This window comes from Pricia mediterranea, from assembly GCF_032248455.1.
Lineage (GTDB): Bacteria > Bacteroidota > Bacteroidia > Flavobacteriales > Flavobacteriaceae > Pricia > Pricia mediterranea.
Genome location: NZ_JAVTTP010000002.1, coordinates 140,050 through 158,204, shown reverse-complemented (window position 1 = coordinate 158,204; position 18,155 = coordinate 140,050). Strand labels below are relative to the sequence as shown.

17 protein-coding genes are annotated in these 18,155 nt (G+C 46.5%); 13 read left to right on the top strand and 4 right to left on the bottom strand.

Going from position 1 to position 18,155, the window contains the following annotated elements; genetic code table 11:
• Window positions 1-6: 6 nt before the first annotated feature.
• The 9 genes from RQM65_RS18230 to hisIE all read left to right on the top strand — a co-directional run bounded on the left by RQM65_RS18230 (window position 7) and on the right by hisIE (window position 9,281).
• Entirely contained in the window at window positions 7-822 is an 816-nt protein-coding gene (locus tag RQM65_RS18230; protein ID WP_314017070.1) for a prohibitin family protein, read from the top strand.
• 174 nt (window positions 823-996) lie between these two features.
• Window positions 997-1,848: an ATP phosphoribosyltransferase gene (gene hisG / locus RQM65_RS18225; protein WP_314017068.1), complete on the top strand. Its 852-nt coding sequence runs from the start codon at window positions 997-999 to the stop codon at window positions 1,846-1,848.
• A gap of 76 nt (window positions 1,849-1,924) precedes the next feature.
• A complete protein-coding gene (gene hisD / locus RQM65_RS18220; protein ID WP_314017066.1) occupies window positions 1,925-3,211 on the top strand; it encodes a histidinol dehydrogenase in 1,287 nt (428 codons plus the stop codon).
• A 212-nt stretch (window positions 3,212-3,423) separates the two neighbouring features.
• Complete coding sequence (gene hisC / locus RQM65_RS18215) at window positions 3,424-4,467, top strand: histidinol-phosphate transaminase (RefSeq protein WP_314017064.1); 1,044 nt, start codon at window positions 3,424-3,426, stop codon at window positions 4,465-4,467.
• Between the two features lie 5 nt (window positions 4,468-4,472).
• Entirely contained in the window at window positions 4,473-5,657 is a 1,185-nt protein-coding gene (hisB, locus tag RQM65_RS18210; RefSeq protein WP_314017062.1) for a bifunctional histidinol-phosphatase/imidazoleglycerol-phosphate dehydratase HisB, read from the top strand.
• Window positions 5,658-5,821: 164 nt separating this feature from the next.
• The gene (gene hisH / locus RQM65_RS18205; protein WP_314017060.1) at window positions 5,822-6,409 is read left to right on the top strand and encodes an imidazole glycerol phosphate synthase subunit HisH; all 588 of its coding nucleotides are present in this window, start codon (window positions 5,822-5,824) and stop codon (window positions 6,407-6,409) included.
• Between the two features lie 245 nt (window positions 6,410-6,654).
• The gene (locus RQM65_RS18200) at window positions 6,655-7,458 is read left to right on the top strand and encodes a 1-(5-phosphoribosyl)-5-[(5-phosphoribosylamino)methylideneamino]imidazole-4-carboxamide isomerase (protein ID WP_314017058.1); all 804 of its coding nucleotides are present in this window, start codon (window positions 6,655-6,657) and stop codon (window positions 7,456-7,458) included.
• 222 nt (window positions 7,459-7,680) lie between these two features.
• On the top strand, window positions 7,681-8,436 hold the full coding sequence (gene hisF / locus RQM65_RS18195) for an imidazole glycerol phosphate synthase subunit HisF (protein WP_314017057.1): 756 nt from the start codon (window positions 7,681-7,683) through the stop codon (window positions 8,434-8,436).
• Between the two features lie 245 nt (window positions 8,437-8,681).
• The gene (gene hisIE / locus RQM65_RS18190) at window positions 8,682-9,281 is read left to right on the top strand and encodes a bifunctional phosphoribosyl-AMP cyclohydrolase/phosphoribosyl-ATP diphosphatase HisIE (RefSeq protein WP_314017055.1); all 600 of its coding nucleotides are present in this window, start codon (window positions 8,682-8,684) and stop codon (window positions 9,279-9,281) included.
• A 240-nt stretch (window positions 9,282-9,521) separates the two neighbouring features.
• Here the strand turns inward: hisIE and RQM65_RS18185 are convergent, their stop codons facing one another.
• Window positions 9,522-10,337 carry a DUF1853 family protein gene (locus RQM65_RS18185; protein WP_314017054.1) on the bottom strand — a complete coding sequence of 272 codons (816 nt, stop codon included), beginning with the start codon at window positions 10,335-10,337 and terminating at the stop codon, window positions 9,522-9,524.
• 245 nt (window positions 10,338-10,582) lie between these two features.
• Between RQM65_RS18185 and RQM65_RS18180 the strand changes: the two genes are divergently transcribed.
• The gene (locus RQM65_RS18180; RefSeq protein ID WP_314017052.1) at window positions 10,583-11,749 is read left to right on the top strand and encodes a vWA domain-containing protein; all 1,167 of its coding nucleotides are present in this window, start codon (window positions 10,583-10,585) and stop codon (window positions 11,747-11,749) included.
• A 292-nt stretch (window positions 11,750-12,041) separates the two neighbouring features.
• Window positions 12,042-13,511, top strand: coding sequence for a MoxR family ATPase (locus tag RQM65_RS18175; protein ID WP_314017051.1), 1,470 nt, complete (start codon window positions 12,042-12,044; stop codon window positions 13,509-13,511).
• A gap of 91 nt (window positions 13,512-13,602) precedes the next feature.
• Here RQM65_RS18175 and RQM65_RS18170 read toward each other — a convergent pair whose 3' ends face one another.
• On the bottom strand, window positions 13,603-14,085 hold the full coding sequence (locus RQM65_RS18170; protein ID WP_314017049.1) for a hypothetical protein: 483 nt from the start codon (window positions 14,083-14,085) through the stop codon (window positions 13,603-13,605).
• A 223-nt stretch (window positions 14,086-14,308) separates the two neighbouring features.
• Between RQM65_RS18170 and RQM65_RS18165 the strand changes: the two genes are divergently transcribed.
• Both RQM65_RS18165 and corA read left to right on the top strand, forming a co-directional pair.
• Entirely contained in the window at window positions 14,309-15,121 is an 813-nt protein-coding gene (locus RQM65_RS18165) for a tRNA pseudouridine synthase A (protein ID WP_314017048.1), read from the top strand.
• 164 nt (window positions 15,122-15,285) lie between these two features.
• A complete protein-coding gene (gene corA / locus RQM65_RS18160) occupies window positions 15,286-16,377 on the top strand; it encodes a magnesium/cobalt transporter CorA (protein WP_314017047.1) in 1,092 nt (363 codons plus the stop codon).
• Window positions 16,378-16,399: 22 nt separating this feature from the next.
• On the opposite strand, the gene cysM is transcribed toward corA, so the two are convergent.
• Together cysM and epsC are read right to left on the bottom strand one after the other, a co-directional pair.
• On the bottom strand, window positions 16,400-17,284 hold the full coding sequence (gene cysM, locus RQM65_RS18155; RefSeq protein WP_314017045.1) for a cysteine synthase CysM: 885 nt from the start codon (window positions 17,282-17,284) through the stop codon (window positions 16,400-16,402).
• A complete protein-coding gene (gene epsC, locus RQM65_RS18150; protein ID WP_314017043.1) occupies window positions 17,277-18,068 on the bottom strand; it encodes a serine O-acetyltransferase EpsC in 792 nt (263 codons plus the stop codon). The genes cysM and epsC overlap by 8 nt, the downstream gene beginning before the upstream one ends.
• Window positions 18,069-18,155: the final 87 nt, after the last annotated feature.

The following is an 18,155-nucleotide window of genomic DNA, read 5'->3' as shown; positions in this document are numbered from 1 at the left end:
ACAACAATGGATAAATTACCAAAAATTGCATTACCTATTATTTTCGGACTTATTGTCTTGGTCATCTTGATATCTAAATCCGCCGTAACGATTCAATCCGGAGAGGCGGGCGTATTATATAAAACCTTTGGCGGTGGGGTGGTTACCGATGAACCTCCCTTGGGGGAAGGCTTTCATATCGTAGCGCCTTGGAACAAGGTCTTTGTTTACGAAGTGCGCCAACAAGAGGTGTTCGAGAAATTGAAGGTCCTTTCTTCAAACGGACTGGATATCCAGTTGGAGGCTTCAGCCTGGTTTCAGCCAAAATACGAGATGCTAGGGAAGCTGCACCAAGAAAAAAGTGAGGCGTACAAGGAGCGGATTCTGCTCCCTGCCATTCGATCCGCGGCCCGGAGCGTGGTCGGCCGGTATACGCCAGAACAGCTATACTCCAGCAAACGCGACGCCATTCAGGAAGAGATCTTTGAGGAGACCCAAAAAATAGTGGACGACCAGTATATTCAATTGAACGACATTTTGGTGCGCGATGTTACGTTGCCCGAAACCATTAAAGATGCCATCGAACGCAAGCTACGGCAAGAACAGGAATCCTTGGAATATGAATTCCGTTTGGTCACTGCGGCAAAAGAGGCCGAAAAGGTACGGATAGAGGCACAAGGAAAAGCCGATGCCAACAAAATCTTAAGCGCCTCGCTCAATGATCAAATCCTGCGGGACAAAGGTATCGATGCGACCTTGAAACTTTCCCAATCGCCCAATGCAAAGGTTGTGGTTGTGGGCAGCGGCGAGTCGGGCCTGCCATTGATTTTAGGAAATAACTAAAATTAATTTGGTCAGTCGAAATTTAATTTTAATTTTACCCTTGTAATGATCAATAGCAGCGCACATCATCGTTTTTATACTATCGCCCAAGCGAGGTAAAATTGTATGTAGTGCCATCACATATTTTTACGACCCGTTTGAGCCATCAAGCGGGTTTTTTTATTAACAAACCTTATGATACGAATAGCAATACAAAAATCCGGACGCCTGAACGAAGATTCCCTGCAAATCTTAAAAGACTGCGGGATATCGATCGATAATGGCAAAGACCAGTTAAAGGCCGCTTCCGGCAATTTTCCTTTGGAGGTTTTTTATTTACGAAACGGCGATATTCCGCAATACTTACGGGACGGCGTGGTCGATGTAGCCATTATCGGCGAAAACGTGCTGATCGAGAAGGGTGAGGATATCGAGATAGCGGAAAAATTAGGTTTTTCGAAATGTAAGGTGTCCCTTGCCGTACCCAAGGATGTAGCGTACAACGGAGTGCAAGATTTTGAGGGAAAGCGCATTGCTACTTCATACCCGAATACCGTTCAGAACTATCTAAAGGAAAAAGACGTCAACGCCGACCTGCACATCATCACCGGTTCTGTTGAGATTGCTCCGAATATCGGCTTGGCCGATGCCATTTGCGATATTGTTTCAAGTGGGAGTACCTTGTTCAAAAACAACCTCAAGGAGGTAGAGGTAATGCTAAAAAGTGAGGCCGTGCTAGCGGTTTCCCCGAAAATATCAAAAGAATGCAGGGAAATTCTGAAGCAAATACAATTCCGTATCCAGTCCGTCTTACAAGCGCGACATTATAAATATGTATTGCTGAACGCCCCGAACGGAAAATTAGATAATATTTTGGCTTTGCTGCCCGGAATGCGGAGTCCCACTGTCCTGCCGTTGGCCCAAAAAGACTGGAGCTCGGTACACACCGTGTTGAACAAGGACAAGTTTTGGGAGGTGATCCACGAGCTGAAGGAAGCCGGGGCGGAAGGAATTTTGGTCTGTCCCATCGAGAAAATGGTGTTATAAATTAATAGTACGAGGTAAGAATTACGGGATGCGATAAACGCAAATTTTTAGGTAGGTATCGAATCGGTAAGACAATATGAAAAAAATATACAATCCACCTAGGACAGATTGGAAGGACCTTTTAAGACGTCCGACCCGGACCGTTGCCGATATCGAGATGCAAGTAACTACTATTTTTGGGGAGGTGGAACAGAATGGAGACCGGGCCTTGATAAAATATACTGAGCGGTTCGATAAGGTTGACCTCGATAGAATCAAGGTGCCGGAAACAGATATTACAGCCGCTGAAAAGGAAGTTTCCGACGAATTAAAGCAGGCCATACAATTGGCCAAAATGAATATTGAAAGCTTTCACAAAGCGCAAATAACGGATAAAGTCGAGGTGGAAACGACAAGGGGAGTCCAATGTTGGCAGGAAAAGCGGCCGATTCAAAAAGTGGGCCTCTATATTCCCGGCGGTACCGCCCCGTTGTTCTCTACCATTTTGATGCTGGCCGTTCCCGCGGCAATCGCCGGATGTCGGGATGTGGTGTTATGCTCGCCGCCGAACCGGGAGGGAAAAATACATCCCGCCATTCTGTACACTGCGCGTCTTTGTGGCGTAGAGGATATATTCAAGGTCGGGGGCATTCAGGCCATCGCGGGCATGACCTTTGGTACCGAAAGCATCCCACAGGTCTATAAAATATTCGGACCCGGGAACCAATACGTAACCGTGGCGAAGCAGATGGCCACAAAATACGGGGTGGCCATCGACATGCCGGCGGGTCCGAGTGAGCTTTTGGTCGTTGCCGACGATACCGCCGATGCGTCATTTGTGGCATCCGACCTATTGAGCCAAGCTGAGCACGGTGCCGATAGTCAGGTGATTTTGGTATCTACATCCAAAGCTTTGATACAAGAGGTAGAAAAGGAGGTAGAAATGCAGATTAAAGCACTGCCAAGGCAAGAAATAGCACAAAAGGCCATAGCTAACAGTAAATTGATTCATGTAGCCGATGACCGCATTGCCATCGACCTAATCAATGCGTACGGACCCGAACACTTTATTGTTTGCGTCGGGAACGCGGACTTTTACGTGGACAATATTATGAACGCGGGCTCGATATTTATCGGTAATTACACCCCTGAGAGTGCGGGCGATTATGCGTCGGGCACCAATCATACTTTGCCGACCAATGGCTACGCCAAGCAGTACAGTGGGGTCAATTTGGACAGTTTTATGAAAAGCATGAGTTTTCAAAAGGTGTCCAAGGAGGGCATTAAGAACATTGGTCCCGCAATAGAGCTTATGGCAGCAGCGGAGGGTCTTGAGGCCCATAAGAATGCGGTGACGCTGCGGTTGGCGAAATTGAAAGGGTAAGGCCAGCCAGCGCTAGATAGAGCAAGACCAGGCAGTAGGGCTTGCTTTCCATCAGGTCTGGTGCATTCAAGTCGAGTATATCTGCTTCGTTCGAGACGAGCGCAGTCAGGTCGGGCCTCTCGAGACAGGCTCAGTCAGGTCGAGCGCAGTCGAGACATCAACCCAGGGCCGGCCCGTATCCTTGAAAAAATTTTTGAAATACGAATATCGAAATGAATTTCAACTTAAATAAAGTTACCCGAGAAAATCTAAAGAAGCTAAAGCCCTATTCTTCGGCCCGGGACGAATACGTGGCCGATGGGTCGCCTATGGTGTTCTTGGATGCCAACGAAAATCCCTTTGAAAATGGGGTAAACCGGTATCCCGACCCCCGGCAACGGCGTTTGAAGTCCGCTTTGGCCCAACAGAAGGATATTTCCATCGAAAACATGCTGTTAGGGAACGGCAGCGACGAGGTACTCGACCTGATTTTTCGTGCATTCTGTGAACCGCAGCGGGACAACATCGTTACCCTGCCGCCCACCTACGGAATGTACAAGGTACTTGCCGGAATCAATGCCATTGAAAATAGGGAAGTGTTGTTGACCGAGAACTTTCAACCTGATGTGGAGTCCATTTTAAAGACGGTGGATTCCAACTCCAAATTACTATTTCTCTGTTCCCCGAACAACCCGACCGGCAACAGCTTTTCCGAGGAAAAGATCATCCGATTGCTGCAGGGCTTTCAAGGCTTGGTCGTAATCGATGAGGCCTATATCGATTTTTCAACGGGTACAAGCTGGGCGAAGAAACTTCAAGAACATCCTAATTTGATAGTTACCCAAACTCTCTCCAAAGCCTACGGCCTAGCGGGGATTCGCTTGGGAATCTGTATCGCATCCGAAGATATCATTTCCATTCTCCATAAAATCAAACCGCCCTATAACATCAATGAACTGACCCAAAAGCGGGCCCTGAAAAGATTGGAGGGCGCGGCAAGGATAAGGCTTGAAATTTCGGAAATACTAAACCAGAAAAAACTGCTCTTAAAGGGATTGAAACACGTGAAATTCATCGAGAAAATCTATCCTTCGGATGCCAATTTCGTGCTGGTAAAAGTAGATGACGCCGACAAGAGGTACCAACAGCTTTTGGATATGGGAATTGTAACGAGAAACCGCAGTAACCAACCCCTTTGCGAGAACACCTTACGCTTTACCATCGGTACGCCCGATGAAAACATCAAGCTGGTCATGGCCCTAAAGGAAATAAATTAGAAGAAATGAAGACGCCGGAAAAACACAATTCTAATCACTCCGAGTCCCAAAAGGCACCTCGGAAAGTACTTTTTATCGACAGGGACGGTACCCTGATCAAGGAAACCGACGACGAGCAGATCGACGGGTTCGAAAAGATGATTTTTTACCCAAAGGTCTTTACGTTTTTGGGTAAAATTGCCAATGAAATGGATTATGAGCTGGTCATGATTACAAATCAGGACGGATTGGGTACCGATGCCTTTCCCGAAGATACGTTCTGGCCCGTACATAATTTTATTATGAAATCCTTCGAAAACGAAGGGGTGGTGTTCGATAAGGTTTTTATTGACAGGACGTTTCCCCACGAAAATGCGGATACGCGTAAACCGGGAACAGGCCTGTTGACGGAGTATTTTTCCGAAGCCTACGATTTAGTGAACTCCTTTGTCATTGGCGATCGTTTGACCGATATAGAACTGGCGAAGAACCTAGGGGCAAAAGGCATCTTTATCGACGATAATACAAATCTGGGCACTGAGGAAGTCTCCCTAAAAAGAGAAGAACTCGATGCGGCCATCGCCTTGGAAACCAATGATTGGGAAAAAATATACACGTTTCTGAAATTGGCCGACCGGGTTTCACAAATCCAAAGGAAAACTAACGAGACCGATATTCATATCAAGGTAAACGTGGACGGAACCGGTAAAAGCGACATCAAGACCGGCTTGGCCTTTTTCGACCACATGCTGGATCAACTCGCACGGCACGGACAAATGGATATCACGATTCGATGCGACGGTGATCTGGAGGTCGATGAACACCATACGATAGAGGATACGGCAATCGCCTTGGGCGAAGTATTTCACAAGGCCCTTGGTGACAAACTGGGCATCGAGCGCTATGGGTTTTGCCTGCCAATGGACGATTGTCTGGCCCAGGTCGCCATTGATTTCGGAGGTCGAAACTGGCTGGTCTGGGAGGCGGATTTCAAAAGGGAGAAAATTGGGGATATGCCCACCGAAATGTTCCAACATTTCTTTAAATCCTTTACCGACGGCGCCAAGGCCAATTTAAATATCAAGGCCGAGGGCATCAACGAACACCATAAAATCGAGGCCATTTTTAAGGCCTTCGCAAAAGCCATAAAAATGGCGGTCAAAAGGGATTCGGAAAAGATGATACTGCCAAGTACGAAGGGCGTCCTATAGTAGTAAGTAGTGGGTATTAAGTATTAAGTACGGTGTGTAGAGTTCTGAAAACTTTATAACTATCAGTATGTCCATAAGTTTGCATTAAATCTCCGAACGTCTTGGCTTCATCCCCAAATTTTATACATAATACTCAGTACTAAGTACTCAATACTAGCAAAAAAATGAGAATCGTAATTATAAACTACGGCGCGGGGAACATCCAAAGTATTAAGTTCGCTATAAAGCGGCTTGGATACGAGGCTGTGCTGAGTAACGATGCCGAAGAGATCGAGCGGGCCGAAAGGGTCATATTTCCCGGAGTAGGGGAGGCTGGAAGCGCCTTTTCAAAACTACGCGAGAGTGGTCTGGATACGGTAATTCCATATTTAAAGCAACCGGTGTTGGGTATTTGTCTGGGCATGCAGTTGATGTGCAAGGCTTCCGAGGAAGGGGATACCACCGCACTGGGTATTTTTAACGTTGATGTTTTGAGGTTTTCTGACAGGCTCAAAGTGCCCCAAATCGGATGGAACCAAATTTCCAATCTAAAAACGGGACTTTTCACGGGGATTCCGGAGAACGAACATATTTATATGGTTCACAGTTTTTATGCCCCGGTCTGCAATGAAACCATCGCGGAATCGGAATACGGATCCACCTACAGCGCCGCATTGCAAAAAGATAATTTTTACGGAACCCAGTTCCACCCAGAGAAAAGCGGCGATATCGGAGCGAAAATATTGGAGAATTTTTTGAAACTTTGGGGATGAAATACGAATTACGAAATATGAAACATGAATTGCGGATCTGGAAATTGGAAGTTTAAAAATGAGGGATTTAAGTAAAGGACGCAGAAATTTGCGCTTGACTGTAAGTATTTGTATTCTAAAATCCCTAATGCGCGGGAATATAATGCATTTGTAATTTAATTGATAATCAGTACTAGTTCCATGGGTGCCAGTGAACAACAGTTTCCGATTTCGTATTTCTAGTTTCAAATCTCTAATTTTCAAAAATGAGAATAATCCCTGCAATAGACATCATCGACGGCAAGTGCGTAAGGCTTTCAAAAGGCGACTACGATACCAAAAAGGTATACAATGAAAATCCGCTGGAAGTTGCCAAGGAATTTGAGGCCCATGGCATTCAACATTTGCATCTTGTAGATTTGGATGGCGCTAAATCCAAACACATCGTCAACCATGGGATCTTGGAGCAGATTGCCTCCAAAACTAGCTTGAAAATCGATTTTGGCGGGGGACTAAAATCCGACGAAGACCTACATATCGCATTTGAAAGTGGAGCTGTACAGATTACCGGTGGAAGCATTGCGGTAAAGGATAGCGATACCTTCTTGAGATGGATCGAAAGATACGGGGCCAATAGGATTATCTTGGGGGCGGATGCGAAGGATGAAAAGGTAGCCGTCTCGGGGTGGCAGGAAGAATCATCGGAAGAGCTTATTCCCTTTATCCGCTCCTATCAAAAAAAAGGAATCCGATATGTAATATGTACCGATATTGCCAAAGATGGGATGTTGGAAGGCCCGTCTTTCGAACTGTACAAAAAGATATTAGCGTCCGTACGAGCCCCTCGATCAGGCCCGGCACAGGGGCAGTCGGGAACAAATAAGGATAGCTCGAGCTCCCTTGAAGCGACGTCAGCTTTGAACTTGATTGCTTCGGGCGGGATATCCACTTTTGACGAACTTCCCAAACTTATGGCAATAGGCTGTGAGGGTACGATTATCGGCAAAGCGATTTACGAAAACAGGATATCGTTGAAACAGCTTGAAGAATTTATTATAACTAGTAGTTAGTACCTAGTATTAAGTACAATGTATTTTATGCTTTGGGGCGTTTTGAATAACTGGTACTTGAAGGCAGTCTAGAGGGTTTATCAGAACAGATTATTACCAGCTCAATAATAGCGTAAGAAGACAATTTTTAAGGATCAATGCTGAAATTACGAAACAAAAATGATCAGATAGAATCCCATAAACCCTACTTAATACTCAATACTGAATACTCAATACTACATAATGCTCGCAAAAAGAATCATTCCCTGTTTGGATATTAAAGACGGCCGCACGGTAAAAGGCGTTAATTTCGTGGATCTGCGCGATGCGGGAGATCCGGTGGAATTGGCGGAAATCTACAGTAGGGAAGGGGCCGATGAACTCGTTTTTCTGGATATTTCGGCAACGGAGCAAAAGCGAAAGACCCTGGCGGAATTGGTATATCATGTGGCGGAAAAAATCAATATTCCTTTTACCGTCGGCGGGGGTATTTCTTCGGTGGAAGATGTTGACGTGCTTTTGCAAAACGGGGCGGATAAGGTCTCCATCAATTCCTCGGCGGTAAAGAATCCCCAGTTAATCAATGATTTGGTGGCAAAATTCGGGTCACAATGTATCGTAGTGGCCATCGACGCCAAACAGGTCGATGGCGAATGGATGGTGCACTTGGTCGGGGGCAAAGTACCTACGGAACGTAAGCTTTTCGAGTGGGCCAAGGAAGTCGAGGCACGCGGTGCCGGGGAAATCCTTTTTACTTCCATGGACCATGACGGTACCAAGGCCGGATTCGCCAACGAGGCTTTGGCCAGGTTATCAACGGAACTGAACATTCCGATCATCGCTTCTGGAGGGGCTGGAAACACAGCGCATTTTGTCGATACTTTTACGAGAGGTAAAGCCGATGCCGCCTTAGCTGCTAGTGTGTTCCATTTTAAGGAGATTAAAATCAAGGAACTAAAAGAAAATTTACGGGAAAACAACATTCCCGTACGATTGTAAAACCAGGAGGATTGTCATCCCGAATGCCCTGAAAGATTGTCTCAGGAAGGTCAGCCCCCAAGATTCAGTCTGGAGGGCCGTCGAGGGCTTAGGAACACAAACAACGCTAACGATAAAAGAGTCATCCCAAGCGCATTCGAGAGTTCATACGCCTTAATTATGATGGAATCAAATGATTAAGAAATGTCATACCGAGCGCAGTCGAGGACTTAAGAACACGAACAACCCACAAGAATTAGAAAGATATGAAAGTTGATTTCAACAAAAATCCAGACGGTCTGGTCCCCGCCATCGTGCAAGATGCTAGCACCAAGAATGTTCTCATGCTTGGCTATATGAACGAAGCGGCGCTAATAAAAACGCAGGACACCAAAAAGGTCACCTTTTTCAGCCGCTCTAAACAGCGATTATGGACAAAGGGAGAAGAGAGCGGGAATTTCCTGAACCTTGTCAATATTAAAAATGACTGCGACCATGACAGCCTCCTGGTATCAGTCCGGCCCGAAGGTCCAACCTGCCACACCGGAAGCGATACGTGCTGGAATGAAGAAAACAGCTCAAATTTTGGATTTCTGTCCCAATTAGAAGATATTATTGAACAGCGACGCACCTCCGCCGACGGCAAACAATCGTACGTGGCCTCCCTCTTCGAGAAAGGCATCAACAAAATCGCGCAAAAAGTAGGGGAAGAGGCCGTTGAAACGGTCATAGAGGCTAAAGACGACAATGACGCCCTTTTTTTATACGAAAGCGCGGATTTGTTGTTCCACTATTTGGTCCTGCTAAGGGCCAAAGGCTTTTCCTTACACGACATCGAAGCGGAATTGCAAAAAAGGCACCGGTAAAAGTCCACTGACCTACGGTTCAAGCTCCACATTACAAACCCCGCCCGCTACGGTCACCCCAAAACATTTTACTTAAGATGCTTGCCTGCTTAGAAGCCTAAAAAGAGTTTCTGTCACCTTGAGCGCAGTCGAAAGGTCAAACCAAAACGTCTCGACTGCGCTCGACGTGACTCTTTTGATTCAAATTGATTACGTGTTCTTCTGGACAAGCATTTTGTACTCAATACGCACTACTCAATACTATCCGCCCCACCAAACGACAAACAACTTCTCGATTTTAGTATCCGATTTCCGCATCCAGACCATGGGAGCGTTCTCTTTAAGCATCCGAAGGTTGATATCCATTAAAACGGCATAATGCGACTGCCACGTCACGTTGTTATGCGGCGGTACTACCCATTCGGATTTATAGGGAATGTAAAAGGAATAGTCTTTGAATCGCTCCGAACCAAAATCATCAAAGCCGATCCAATATCCAGAGATGCAGGCTTTGTTCAAAGGACGGATATGAACTTCCCCATTTCCATAAGGCACGAACAATTGTGACTTAAAGCAGCACTGGTGCTCTGTTTTTCCGAGGTCGATTCCCTTTTGTCGGAGTGCCTCCCTGCCTTCTGCGGTGTGTAAAAGCGGAAACTGCCGCTGCTTGATCTTTTCTATTTTCGTAAAGAACATATCACGTCGGTTCGGGCCCATTAGCTGATGTACGGGTTCCGAGATGGCCGTATCGATAATGTAAAATTTGTAGGTGAGTTCTATGTGCAACAGCTTTCCTGTTTCTGTTTCCCGTAGAATGAAATCGATTTCCCCGATGGTCCGGTTATTGGACTTAATGGCTAGATTGTGTAGGAGGATTTTGAAATCAGCGGAGGACTTGATCAACTGGTTGAAAACATGTTCCATTTGATGTCCCAGTCGAATGCGTTTTGGAATGGGTTTGGGGCTAAAATAGGACAGATCGATTTTGGGAAATTCGAACTGCCGTATCCCGAACTGCTCTTTGATCCATAGGGGCGGCGTGGCGAGAAAGCCTTCTATCTGTTTTTCTAACTTCATTTTTACTACCAATGGCTGCGACCTCTTCCGCAGTGAGTCCCACAAATTTACACCAAACTTACAATGCTTCGAACGGATGGACCCTGATTCGTGTTCAGCAGACTGCTTTAATAAATGCGAATTTTGGATACTATTCCGATGTGGAACATTATTCTCGACGGGCATTGGTTATGTCGAGCTTCCTTGAAGCGTTAAGTTTTCCTAAAAACTGTTTTGTTCGGTTCAAATTGTCTTATTTTTAAGCTATGGCTATGAATATGAGAAAAGGGTTCCGGTTCGCTCCCTATGAAGCACCGGACCAGACTCCCTTTGAAAAACTTTTTGATATTTTTCAAGAACTGATCACGCACACCTCGGGTGACTTTGATGAGACTATCGACTGGTTGCGGGAATTGGACGAAGAGTATGAGCTTACCGACGACGATTATACGATTGACGATTTTATCGAAGACTTGAAGGCCAAGGGCTACATCCGTCAGGAATTTGAGGATGGTGGTGGACAAATGGGCGAGGGGGAAGAAGGCGACGAAGGCGAAGGCGGCGGCAAGGGAAACATCTCGATTACCGCCAAAATGGAACGTATCATCCGCCAGCGTGCGTTGGACCAAATTTTCGGAAAAATCAAACGCAGTGGTTCCGGAAACCACAAGACCGGAAAATCCGGCCAGGGAGACGAGCATACCGGGGAGTTGCGGGAATATCGTTATGGCGACGGGTTGGAACACATATCCATGACCGAGAGTCTTAAAAATGCCCAGATCAACCACGGTATTGGGAACTTTAACCTGAGCGAAGAGGATCTTGTGGTCGAAGATACCGAGTACAAGGCCCAGATGAGTACGGTGCTGATGATCGATATCAGCCACAGCATGATCCTCTATGGTGAGGATCGGATCACGCCCGCCAAAAAAGTGGCGATGGCTTTGGCGGAATTGATTACGACCCGATATCCCAAGGACACCTTGGACGTCTTGGTCTTCGGCAACGACGCCTGGCCTATCTCCATCAAAGAGCTGCCCTACCTTAAGGTCGGTCCCTATCACACCAATACGGTAGCGGGACTGCAATTGGCCATGGACATGCTTCGACGGAAGCGGAATACCAACAAACAGATTTTTATGATCACGGACGGGAAACCGAGTTGTTTGCGACTGCCCGATGGCAATTATTACAAAAACAGTGTGGGGCTGGACGAGTACATCATTGAAAAGTGTTATAACATGGCCCGTCAGGCCCGGAAGCTGCACATCCCCATAACGACTTTTATGATTGCCCAAGACCCATACCTGATGCAGTTTATCCGCCATTTTACCGAGGCCAATAAGGGCAAGGCCTTTTTTACGGGACTAAAGGGGTTGGGCGAGATGATTTTTGAGGATTATGAGAATAATCGGAGGAAAAGGTTGAAATAGGAAATGGAAAAAAGAACAGGGAGGTGAGAGCACAGACGGATGACGAATGGCGGGTGACCGAAGTTCGATGGGGAGGAGAGTAGAGAGCAGAGTCGGATGGCGCGCTAGCAAAGAATAAAGAGGAGAGACCGATTTTTGATGATTGGAGAAGAGAGCAAAGAGGATCAAGTACCATGATAAAAAAGTCTTGCCCGTCTGAACGGGTGCGGGAATCGGTGACAAGGATAGCATCGAGATAGAATGCTACCCGCTTACAGTGCAAAGTGAAAAAGAAAAAAGAATAAACAAAAAAATGAATTTGAACCACAAAGAAATCAAGTCCCTCGGCGGACTAAAGGCCGCGGGCTATCAAACCAAAAGCATCAAGGATGAACTCCGTGACAATCTTCGGGAGAAAATCAAAAAGGGGGAAAGTACCTTTGAGGGCGTCTGGGGTTATGACGACTCTGTAGTTCCCGAATTGGAACGCGCCATTTTATCCCGCCACAATATCAATTTATTGGGATTGCGAGGCCAGGCCAAAACACGCTTGGCAAGGCTCATGGTACATTTGTTGGATGAATACATCCCCGTGGTCGAAGGCTCCGAAATCAACGATGATCCCTTGCGGCCGATGTCCCGATATGCGATGGAGCTCATCAAGGAAAAAGGAGACGAAACGCCCATTTCCTGGTTACACCGCGATGAACGCTTTTCTGAGAAGCTGGCCACGCCCGACGTGACCGTAGCCGACCTGATCGGTGACGTGGATCCCATAAAGGCCGCCAATTTCAAACTGTCCTACGCCGACGATCGGGTCATTCACTTCGGAATGATTCCCCGGGCCAACCGCTGCATCTTTGTGATAAATGAGCTGCCAGATCTCCAGGCCCGTATTCAGGTATCCCTCTTTAATATTTTGGAAGAAGGCGATATCCAGATCCGTGGGTTCAAGCTGCGATTGCCCCTGGATATCCAATTTGTCTTTACGGCCAATCCGGAGGACTATACCAACCGAGGGAGTATCGTGACGCCATTAAAGGACAGGATAGGGTCCCAAATCCTGACCCATTATCCCGATGACATCGCGACCGCGCGTAAAATTACCGAACAGGAGTCCAATCTTGACCTACGCCAATCCGATCTCGTCGATGTACCGGAAATTGCTAAAGACCTTTTGGAGCAAATTAGTTTCGAGGCACGGAATAGCGAATATGTCGATGCCAAAAGCGGGGTCAGCGCGCGGACCAGTATAACCGCATTTGAAAACCTATTGAGTACCGCAGAGCGCAGGGCGTTGTTGACCGGGGCCGATAAAACCACGCTACGATTGAGCGACTTCTTAGGCGTAGTGCCCGCTATCACCGGAAAAATAGAGTTGGTCTATGAGGGAGAGCAGGAAGGGGCGGACGGGGTCGCCGCCATTTTGATCGAAGACGCCGTGAAGTCTCTTTTCCCGCTATATTTCCCCAAAATAGAAAAGCTGCAAAAGAAAGATGCAGAAACTCCTTACGATGAGCTGGTCCACTGGTTTTTTCAGGGCGAAGGCTTCGACCTACTCGATGACTTTACCGATGAGGAGTACAAAAGGGCGCTGGATCGGATTCCGGAACTGGACCTATTGATCAAAAGATACCAACCCGATTTCCCCCAAAGCGATGTGTATTTCTTGAAGGAATTGGTACTCTGGGGCCTGGTCGCCCATCAGAAATTGAGCAAAAATCGCTTTTCAGAAGGCTATCAGTTCAAAGATCTGTACGGAAGTTTCATCAGTGGACTGTAGATAGCATTACTAGTTCAAGACGGGACGTTGTGAGTTGAAATATGTGGCTCTTGCATGAGGTTCAGCGCTAACAATGCTTTCTAGGTGCCCTTTATTCCCAAGAATCGATATGCTGGCCCATTGTGTCCAAATTATATTCCCCCACCAGTCTCTTTCGGTAGTGAACAGCCAATAAGGTAAGTGCCAAAAGAAGTACGTGTAGCACTAAAATTAGGCCACCGAGCGGTAAAAACGAGCCGGGAAGCACATAATTGGAAAATTCCTCATAGGTCGCAATCGTATAGATGATTTCTACGGTTTTGAACAGATAGATTAAAAATGCGGCATAGAGCATATATTCTATGGTCCGCATCGGGGCATCGGTCATTTCATCTTCCTCTATTTTAAATTTCAGGACATATAGAAAGATAAAATGGACAAGAGTGGCAATAGGAAAAATATAGTTGTCCGCTTTAAGGAAATAAAATGTGCCCGTGTATAATCCGTAAAAATCAAATACGATTAATAAGGCCAACACTGCGATGGAGATAGAGATGGTGGCCCTCCAAGAGATAATTTTAGAAATAGAGTCCATAAGTAAAATTTTAGAAACGTTCGGTACGGTTCAATTCTGTTTATGATGTAGTAAAAAACGGCATTGTTTCGGAGTTTATTCCATAAATTCGGCAAAACACATATTTTATGGTTCATCTATGTATAGACCAGCCCATCGTTTCGGAAATACCAGGTTACTTACAACCCTTTGCAGATCTAAGGGTGCTTCGGATGAGGGCACTAGCTGAAAAAATACGGATTACATGAGCAAGGAACGGCATGCCTATTTAATTCGCCTTCAATATTTGGGATTTCGGTATAGCGGATGGCAAATACAGCCCGAACACCTGACGGTGGAAGGGATGCTGACGAAAACCTTGAAATATGTATTGCCGGAAGGAACGGATTTCAAAATACTGGGTGCGGGACGAACCGACGCCAAGGTATCAGCTCTAAACGCGGCTTTCGAACTTTTAATACACCGCCCCATCGACGATTTTGAGGACTTACTCGCCATCTTGAACACAAATTTACCGCCCGATATTCGGATACTATCCATAAAACCCAGCTCCGATAAATTCAATATCATCAAGGATGCAAAAAATAAGCAATACGTCTATCTGTTCTCTTTCGGAGGTAAAAACCATCCGTTCTGTGCTCCGTTTCTGGCCAGTATTCAAGAAAATTTAGATTTGGGATTGATGAAAAAGGCAGCACGGATTTTTGAGGGTACCCACGATTTTGCGAATTATACGGTGAAGGAAAAAAGAAATTCGAATACCATAAGAACCATAAGCTCGTGTAGGTTGGGCGAGAACGAGTTGTTGACCGCCAGTTTCTTCCCCAAAAGAAGCTATCTCTTAACTGTGGAAGGCCCGGGTTTTCTTCGTTATCAAATTCGAATGATCATGGGAGCCCTGATTCAGTTGGGAAGAGGGGGGCTCAGCCTACAGGATATCAAAGTTTCGCTCCAAGAAGGTACGGTTTTCCCCTTAAGCTATATTGCCCCAGGTTCCGGACTGTTATTGAATCATTTGGATTTCGGGCCGGCAGGGGACGGATTTCTCGAAAAATAAACGGCAATATCACCACAATGTTCTGCAATCTATGGCTTGTCCTGAACGATATACCCTAAATTCCAGATAAATTTCAGCTAACTTTAGCATAACGGAATCGCTATCTTAACGGCGTTCATCCTATATTTTTTTATCCCAAGTAACGACCCCTTGAAATACCGGCCATGAGAAGAAGAAAAACAATAAAGAAAATCATTCCGAAAATGCCTTCCCGCTATCAGAAAAAAAAAGGGAAAGCGCCGGGTACCATTACGTACATGGGGCGTAGGGAGAACCTCGAAAGCGTCGTGAATGTCTTGGAGTACAATGAGGATGAGTTCAACTTACACGCCCCGGCAAATATTGACGAAATTGTCGCCCATAAAGCCCCACCGCTGGTCTCGTGGATAGATATCGTCGGTCTTAGCGACGAGGTTTTCATAGAAAAAGTGGGCAACCGTTTCGGCCTGAACTCCCTTGTGATGGAAGATATCGTGAATACCCATCAACGCCCCAAAATCGACGAATACGAGCCACATATTTTTGGAGTTTTTAAAATGCTATATATCAACGAAAGCGGCGAGTTGATCGGGGAACATGTCGCACTGGTACTCTTGGAAAACGCAGTGCTTGTGTTTCAGGAACTGGAAGATGACGTTTTCAAGGGGGTGCGCGACAGGGTTCGAAGAAAGGTGGGACGCATCCGTTCCCGGGGTTCCGACTATCTCTTTTTTGCGCTACTCGATGCCATAGTGGACAATTATTTTGCGGTACTCGAATATTTAAACGACAAAATCGAGGTTTTGGAAGAATCCGTTTATGCTGACCCAAGTCCCGATGTGGCCCAAAAAATCCAAGAATTAAAAAAGGAGGTGCTACGGGTAAGGCGCTGGATCTATCCCGTTAAGGAATTGGTCAGTAGGCTTATCGACACTGACCACCCCTTGATTGCCAAGCAGACCAAAATCTTTCTTAGGGACGTTCTCGATCACGCAGTGGAGGTCAATGAAAGCTTACAGATTTACAGGGAAATGTCGATGAGCCTTATGGAAATGTATATGAGCAACATGAGCAATAAAATGAACGAAGTCATGAAGGTCTTGACCATAATGGCTTCCATTTTCATACCCTTGACCTTTATTGCCGGTATATACGGAATGAATTTCGACCATATGCCGGAGTTACACTGGGAGTATGGGTATTATGTGGTGTGGGGGGTAATGCTACTTCTCTTTGTTGGGATGCTCGTCTACTTTAAAAGAAAAGGCTGGATTTGACCCGTATTACAGCTTTGACGGCTTACTGAAAAAGGTCGGACGATAGATACCGATCGCCCCGATCACAGATAATCGAAACGACGACCCCGCTTTCGAGCGTATCGACCAAACGTAATGCCGCTGCCGTGGCGCCCCCACTGCTCATTCCGGAAAAGATGCCTTCTTCCTTGGCCAGGCGCCTGGCCATGTCCATGGCCTCGTCCTGCGTCACTTCCAAGGTATTATCTACTTTACGGGCGTCGAATATCTTTGGCAGATACGCTTCCGGCCACTTCCGGATACCGGGAATGCTGGCGCCGTCTGTGGGTTGGACGCCTACGATCTGCACCTTCCCGTTTTTTTCTTTGAGAAAGGTCGAAACGCCCATAATCGTCCCGGTCGTACCCATGGCGGATACAAAATGGGTCACTTCGCCCTCGGTATCCCGCCAGATCTCGGGTCCTGTGGATTCATAGTGAGCCTTCCAGTTGTCATCGTTCGCGAATTGGTTGAAAGAGATAAAGCCTTCGTTTTTGACCTTTTCCTCTGCATAATCCCTCGCGCCTTCAATGCCCACATCAACAGAAGTCAGGGTGACTGTCGCCCCGTAGGCCCTCATGGTCTGTATCCTCTCCTTAGTGCTGTTCTCGGGCATTACGAGCTCTATGTTCAATCCGAAACTACCGGCAATCATGGCCAAGGCGATGCCTGTATTTCCGCTCGTGGCTTCGATAAGCTTGGAGTTTCGGTCGAAATCCCCGCGATCTAATCCACTTTTAATCATATTTAGCGCGGCCCTGTCTTTCACACTGCCGCCGGGGTTATGTCCCTCAAGCTTGAAAAGTAATTTGACGTTCGGATTCGTATTTAGGGTACGGGATTCGACCAGCGGCGTATGACCGATCAGGTCGAGAATTGATTTAGGCATTGGACAGTGGTTTTATCTTTATTTCAGGGGTATGGAAAACAGTGGAGTTTTTTGGCACCGAGTCGGTCAACCAGGCGTTGCCTCCGATAACGGAATTTTCACCGATGACCGTATCCCCGCCCAAAATGGTGGCACTGGCGTAAATCGTAACGTTATCCTCGATGGTCGGATGCCGCTTCGTCTTATGCAGGTGTTTGGCAACGTAGAGTCCGCCCAGCGTAACCCCCTGATAAATTTTGACATGATTTTTGACGATTGCCGTCTCCCCGATGACGATACCCGTTCCATGGTCGATATGGAACGAATCCCCGATCTGTGCCCCGGGATTGATATCTATGCCCGTCTGTCGATGGGCGCACTCGGTCATCAAACGCGGCACTAATGGAAAGCCTTCTTTATACAGTTCGTGCGCCAATCGATATATGGCTATGGCGTAGAAACCGGGGTAGGCCATATATACCTCCTCAATGGATTGGGAAGCCGGGTCACAATTGACCGTAGCCTCGGCATCGAGGTTCAAACGTCGCAGGATTTCGGGTAGCTTCTCGACATAAGAGGTCCATATTTTCTTGCAGGATTTGTCCACATCCCAACAGGCCAGATCTACCAAAGCGTCGAATTGGCTTTCCAGGCGGTCCAAGTTTTTGGCAACCTCGGTATCTATGTCGAAAAGGGTATAAAAAAGGTCCTTGGTGAAGGCTTCGGTTTTTTCCTTTAAAATATACCTTAGGTTCGGCTGCTTCTTGTGCTCGTTTATTTTCTCTATAATCGCTTTTTGGGTCATGTTTGGAAATTGTGCCTCAAAATTAACCATAAATTCGGATGCACTCCGCCTTCAATGCTTAACTTTAAGGCAAAAAGCTATTAAATC

Excerpts from the sequence above, each read along its gene's own strand:
- hisH (WP_314017060.1), top strand. The coding sequence starts at position 5,822 with ATGAGAATCGTAATTATAAACTACGGCGCGGGGAACATCCAAAGTATT.
- hisIE (WP_314017055.1), top strand. The coding sequence starts at position 8,682 with ATGAAAGTTGATTTCAACAAAAATCCAGACGGTCTGGTCCCCGCCATC.
- RQM65_RS18165 (WP_314017048.1), top strand. The coding sequence starts at position 14,309 with ATGAGCAAGGAACGGCATGCCTATTTAATTCGCCTTCAATATTTGGGA.
- corA (WP_314017047.1), top strand. The coding sequence starts at position 15,286 with ATGAGAAGAAGAAAAACAATAAAGAAAATCATTCCGAAAATGCCTTCC.
- hisC (WP_314017064.1), top strand. The coding sequence starts at position 3,424 with ATGAATTTCAACTTAAATAAAGTTACCCGAGAAAATCTAAAGAAGCTA.
- RQM65_RS18185 (WP_314017054.1), bottom strand. The coding sequence starts at position 10,337 with ATGAAGTTAGAAAAACAGATAGAAGGCTTTCTCGCCACGCCGCCCCTA.
- RQM65_RS18200 (WP_314017058.1), top strand. The coding sequence starts at position 6,655 with ATGAGAATAATCCCTGCAATAGACATCATCGACGGCAAGTGCGTAAGG.
- hisG (WP_314017068.1), top strand. The coding sequence starts at position 997 with ATGATACGAATAGCAATACAAAAATCCGGACGCCTGAACGAAGATTCC.
- RQM65_RS18170 (WP_314017049.1), bottom strand. The coding sequence starts at position 14,085 with ATGGACTCTATTTCTAAAATTATCTCTTGGAGGGCCACCATCTCTATC.
- hisD (WP_314017066.1), top strand. The coding sequence starts at position 1,925 with ATGAAAAAAATATACAATCCACCTAGGACAGATTGGAAGGACCTTTTA.
- RQM65_RS18180 (WP_314017052.1), top strand. The coding sequence starts at position 10,583 with ATGGCTATGAATATGAGAAAAGGGTTCCGGTTCGCTCCCTATGAAGCA.
- cysM (WP_314017045.1), bottom strand. The coding sequence starts at position 17,284 with ATGCCTAAATCAATTCTCGACCTGATCGGTCATACGCCGCTGGTCGAA.
- hisF (WP_314017057.1), top strand. The coding sequence starts at position 7,681 with ATGCTCGCAAAAAGAATCATTCCCTGTTTGGATATTAAAGACGGCCGC.
- RQM65_RS18175 (WP_314017051.1), top strand. The coding sequence starts at position 12,042 with ATGAATTTGAACCACAAAGAAATCAAGTCCCTCGGCGGACTAAAGGCC.
- RQM65_RS18230 (WP_314017070.1), top strand. The coding sequence starts at position 7 with ATGGATAAATTACCAAAAATTGCATTACCTATTATTTTCGGACTTATT.
- hisB (WP_314017062.1), top strand. The coding sequence starts at position 4,473 with ATGAAGACGCCGGAAAAACACAATTCTAATCACTCCGAGTCCCAAAAG.
- epsC (WP_314017043.1), bottom strand. The coding sequence starts at position 18,068 with ATGACCCAAAAAGCGATTATAGAGAAAATAAACGAGCACAAGAAGCAG.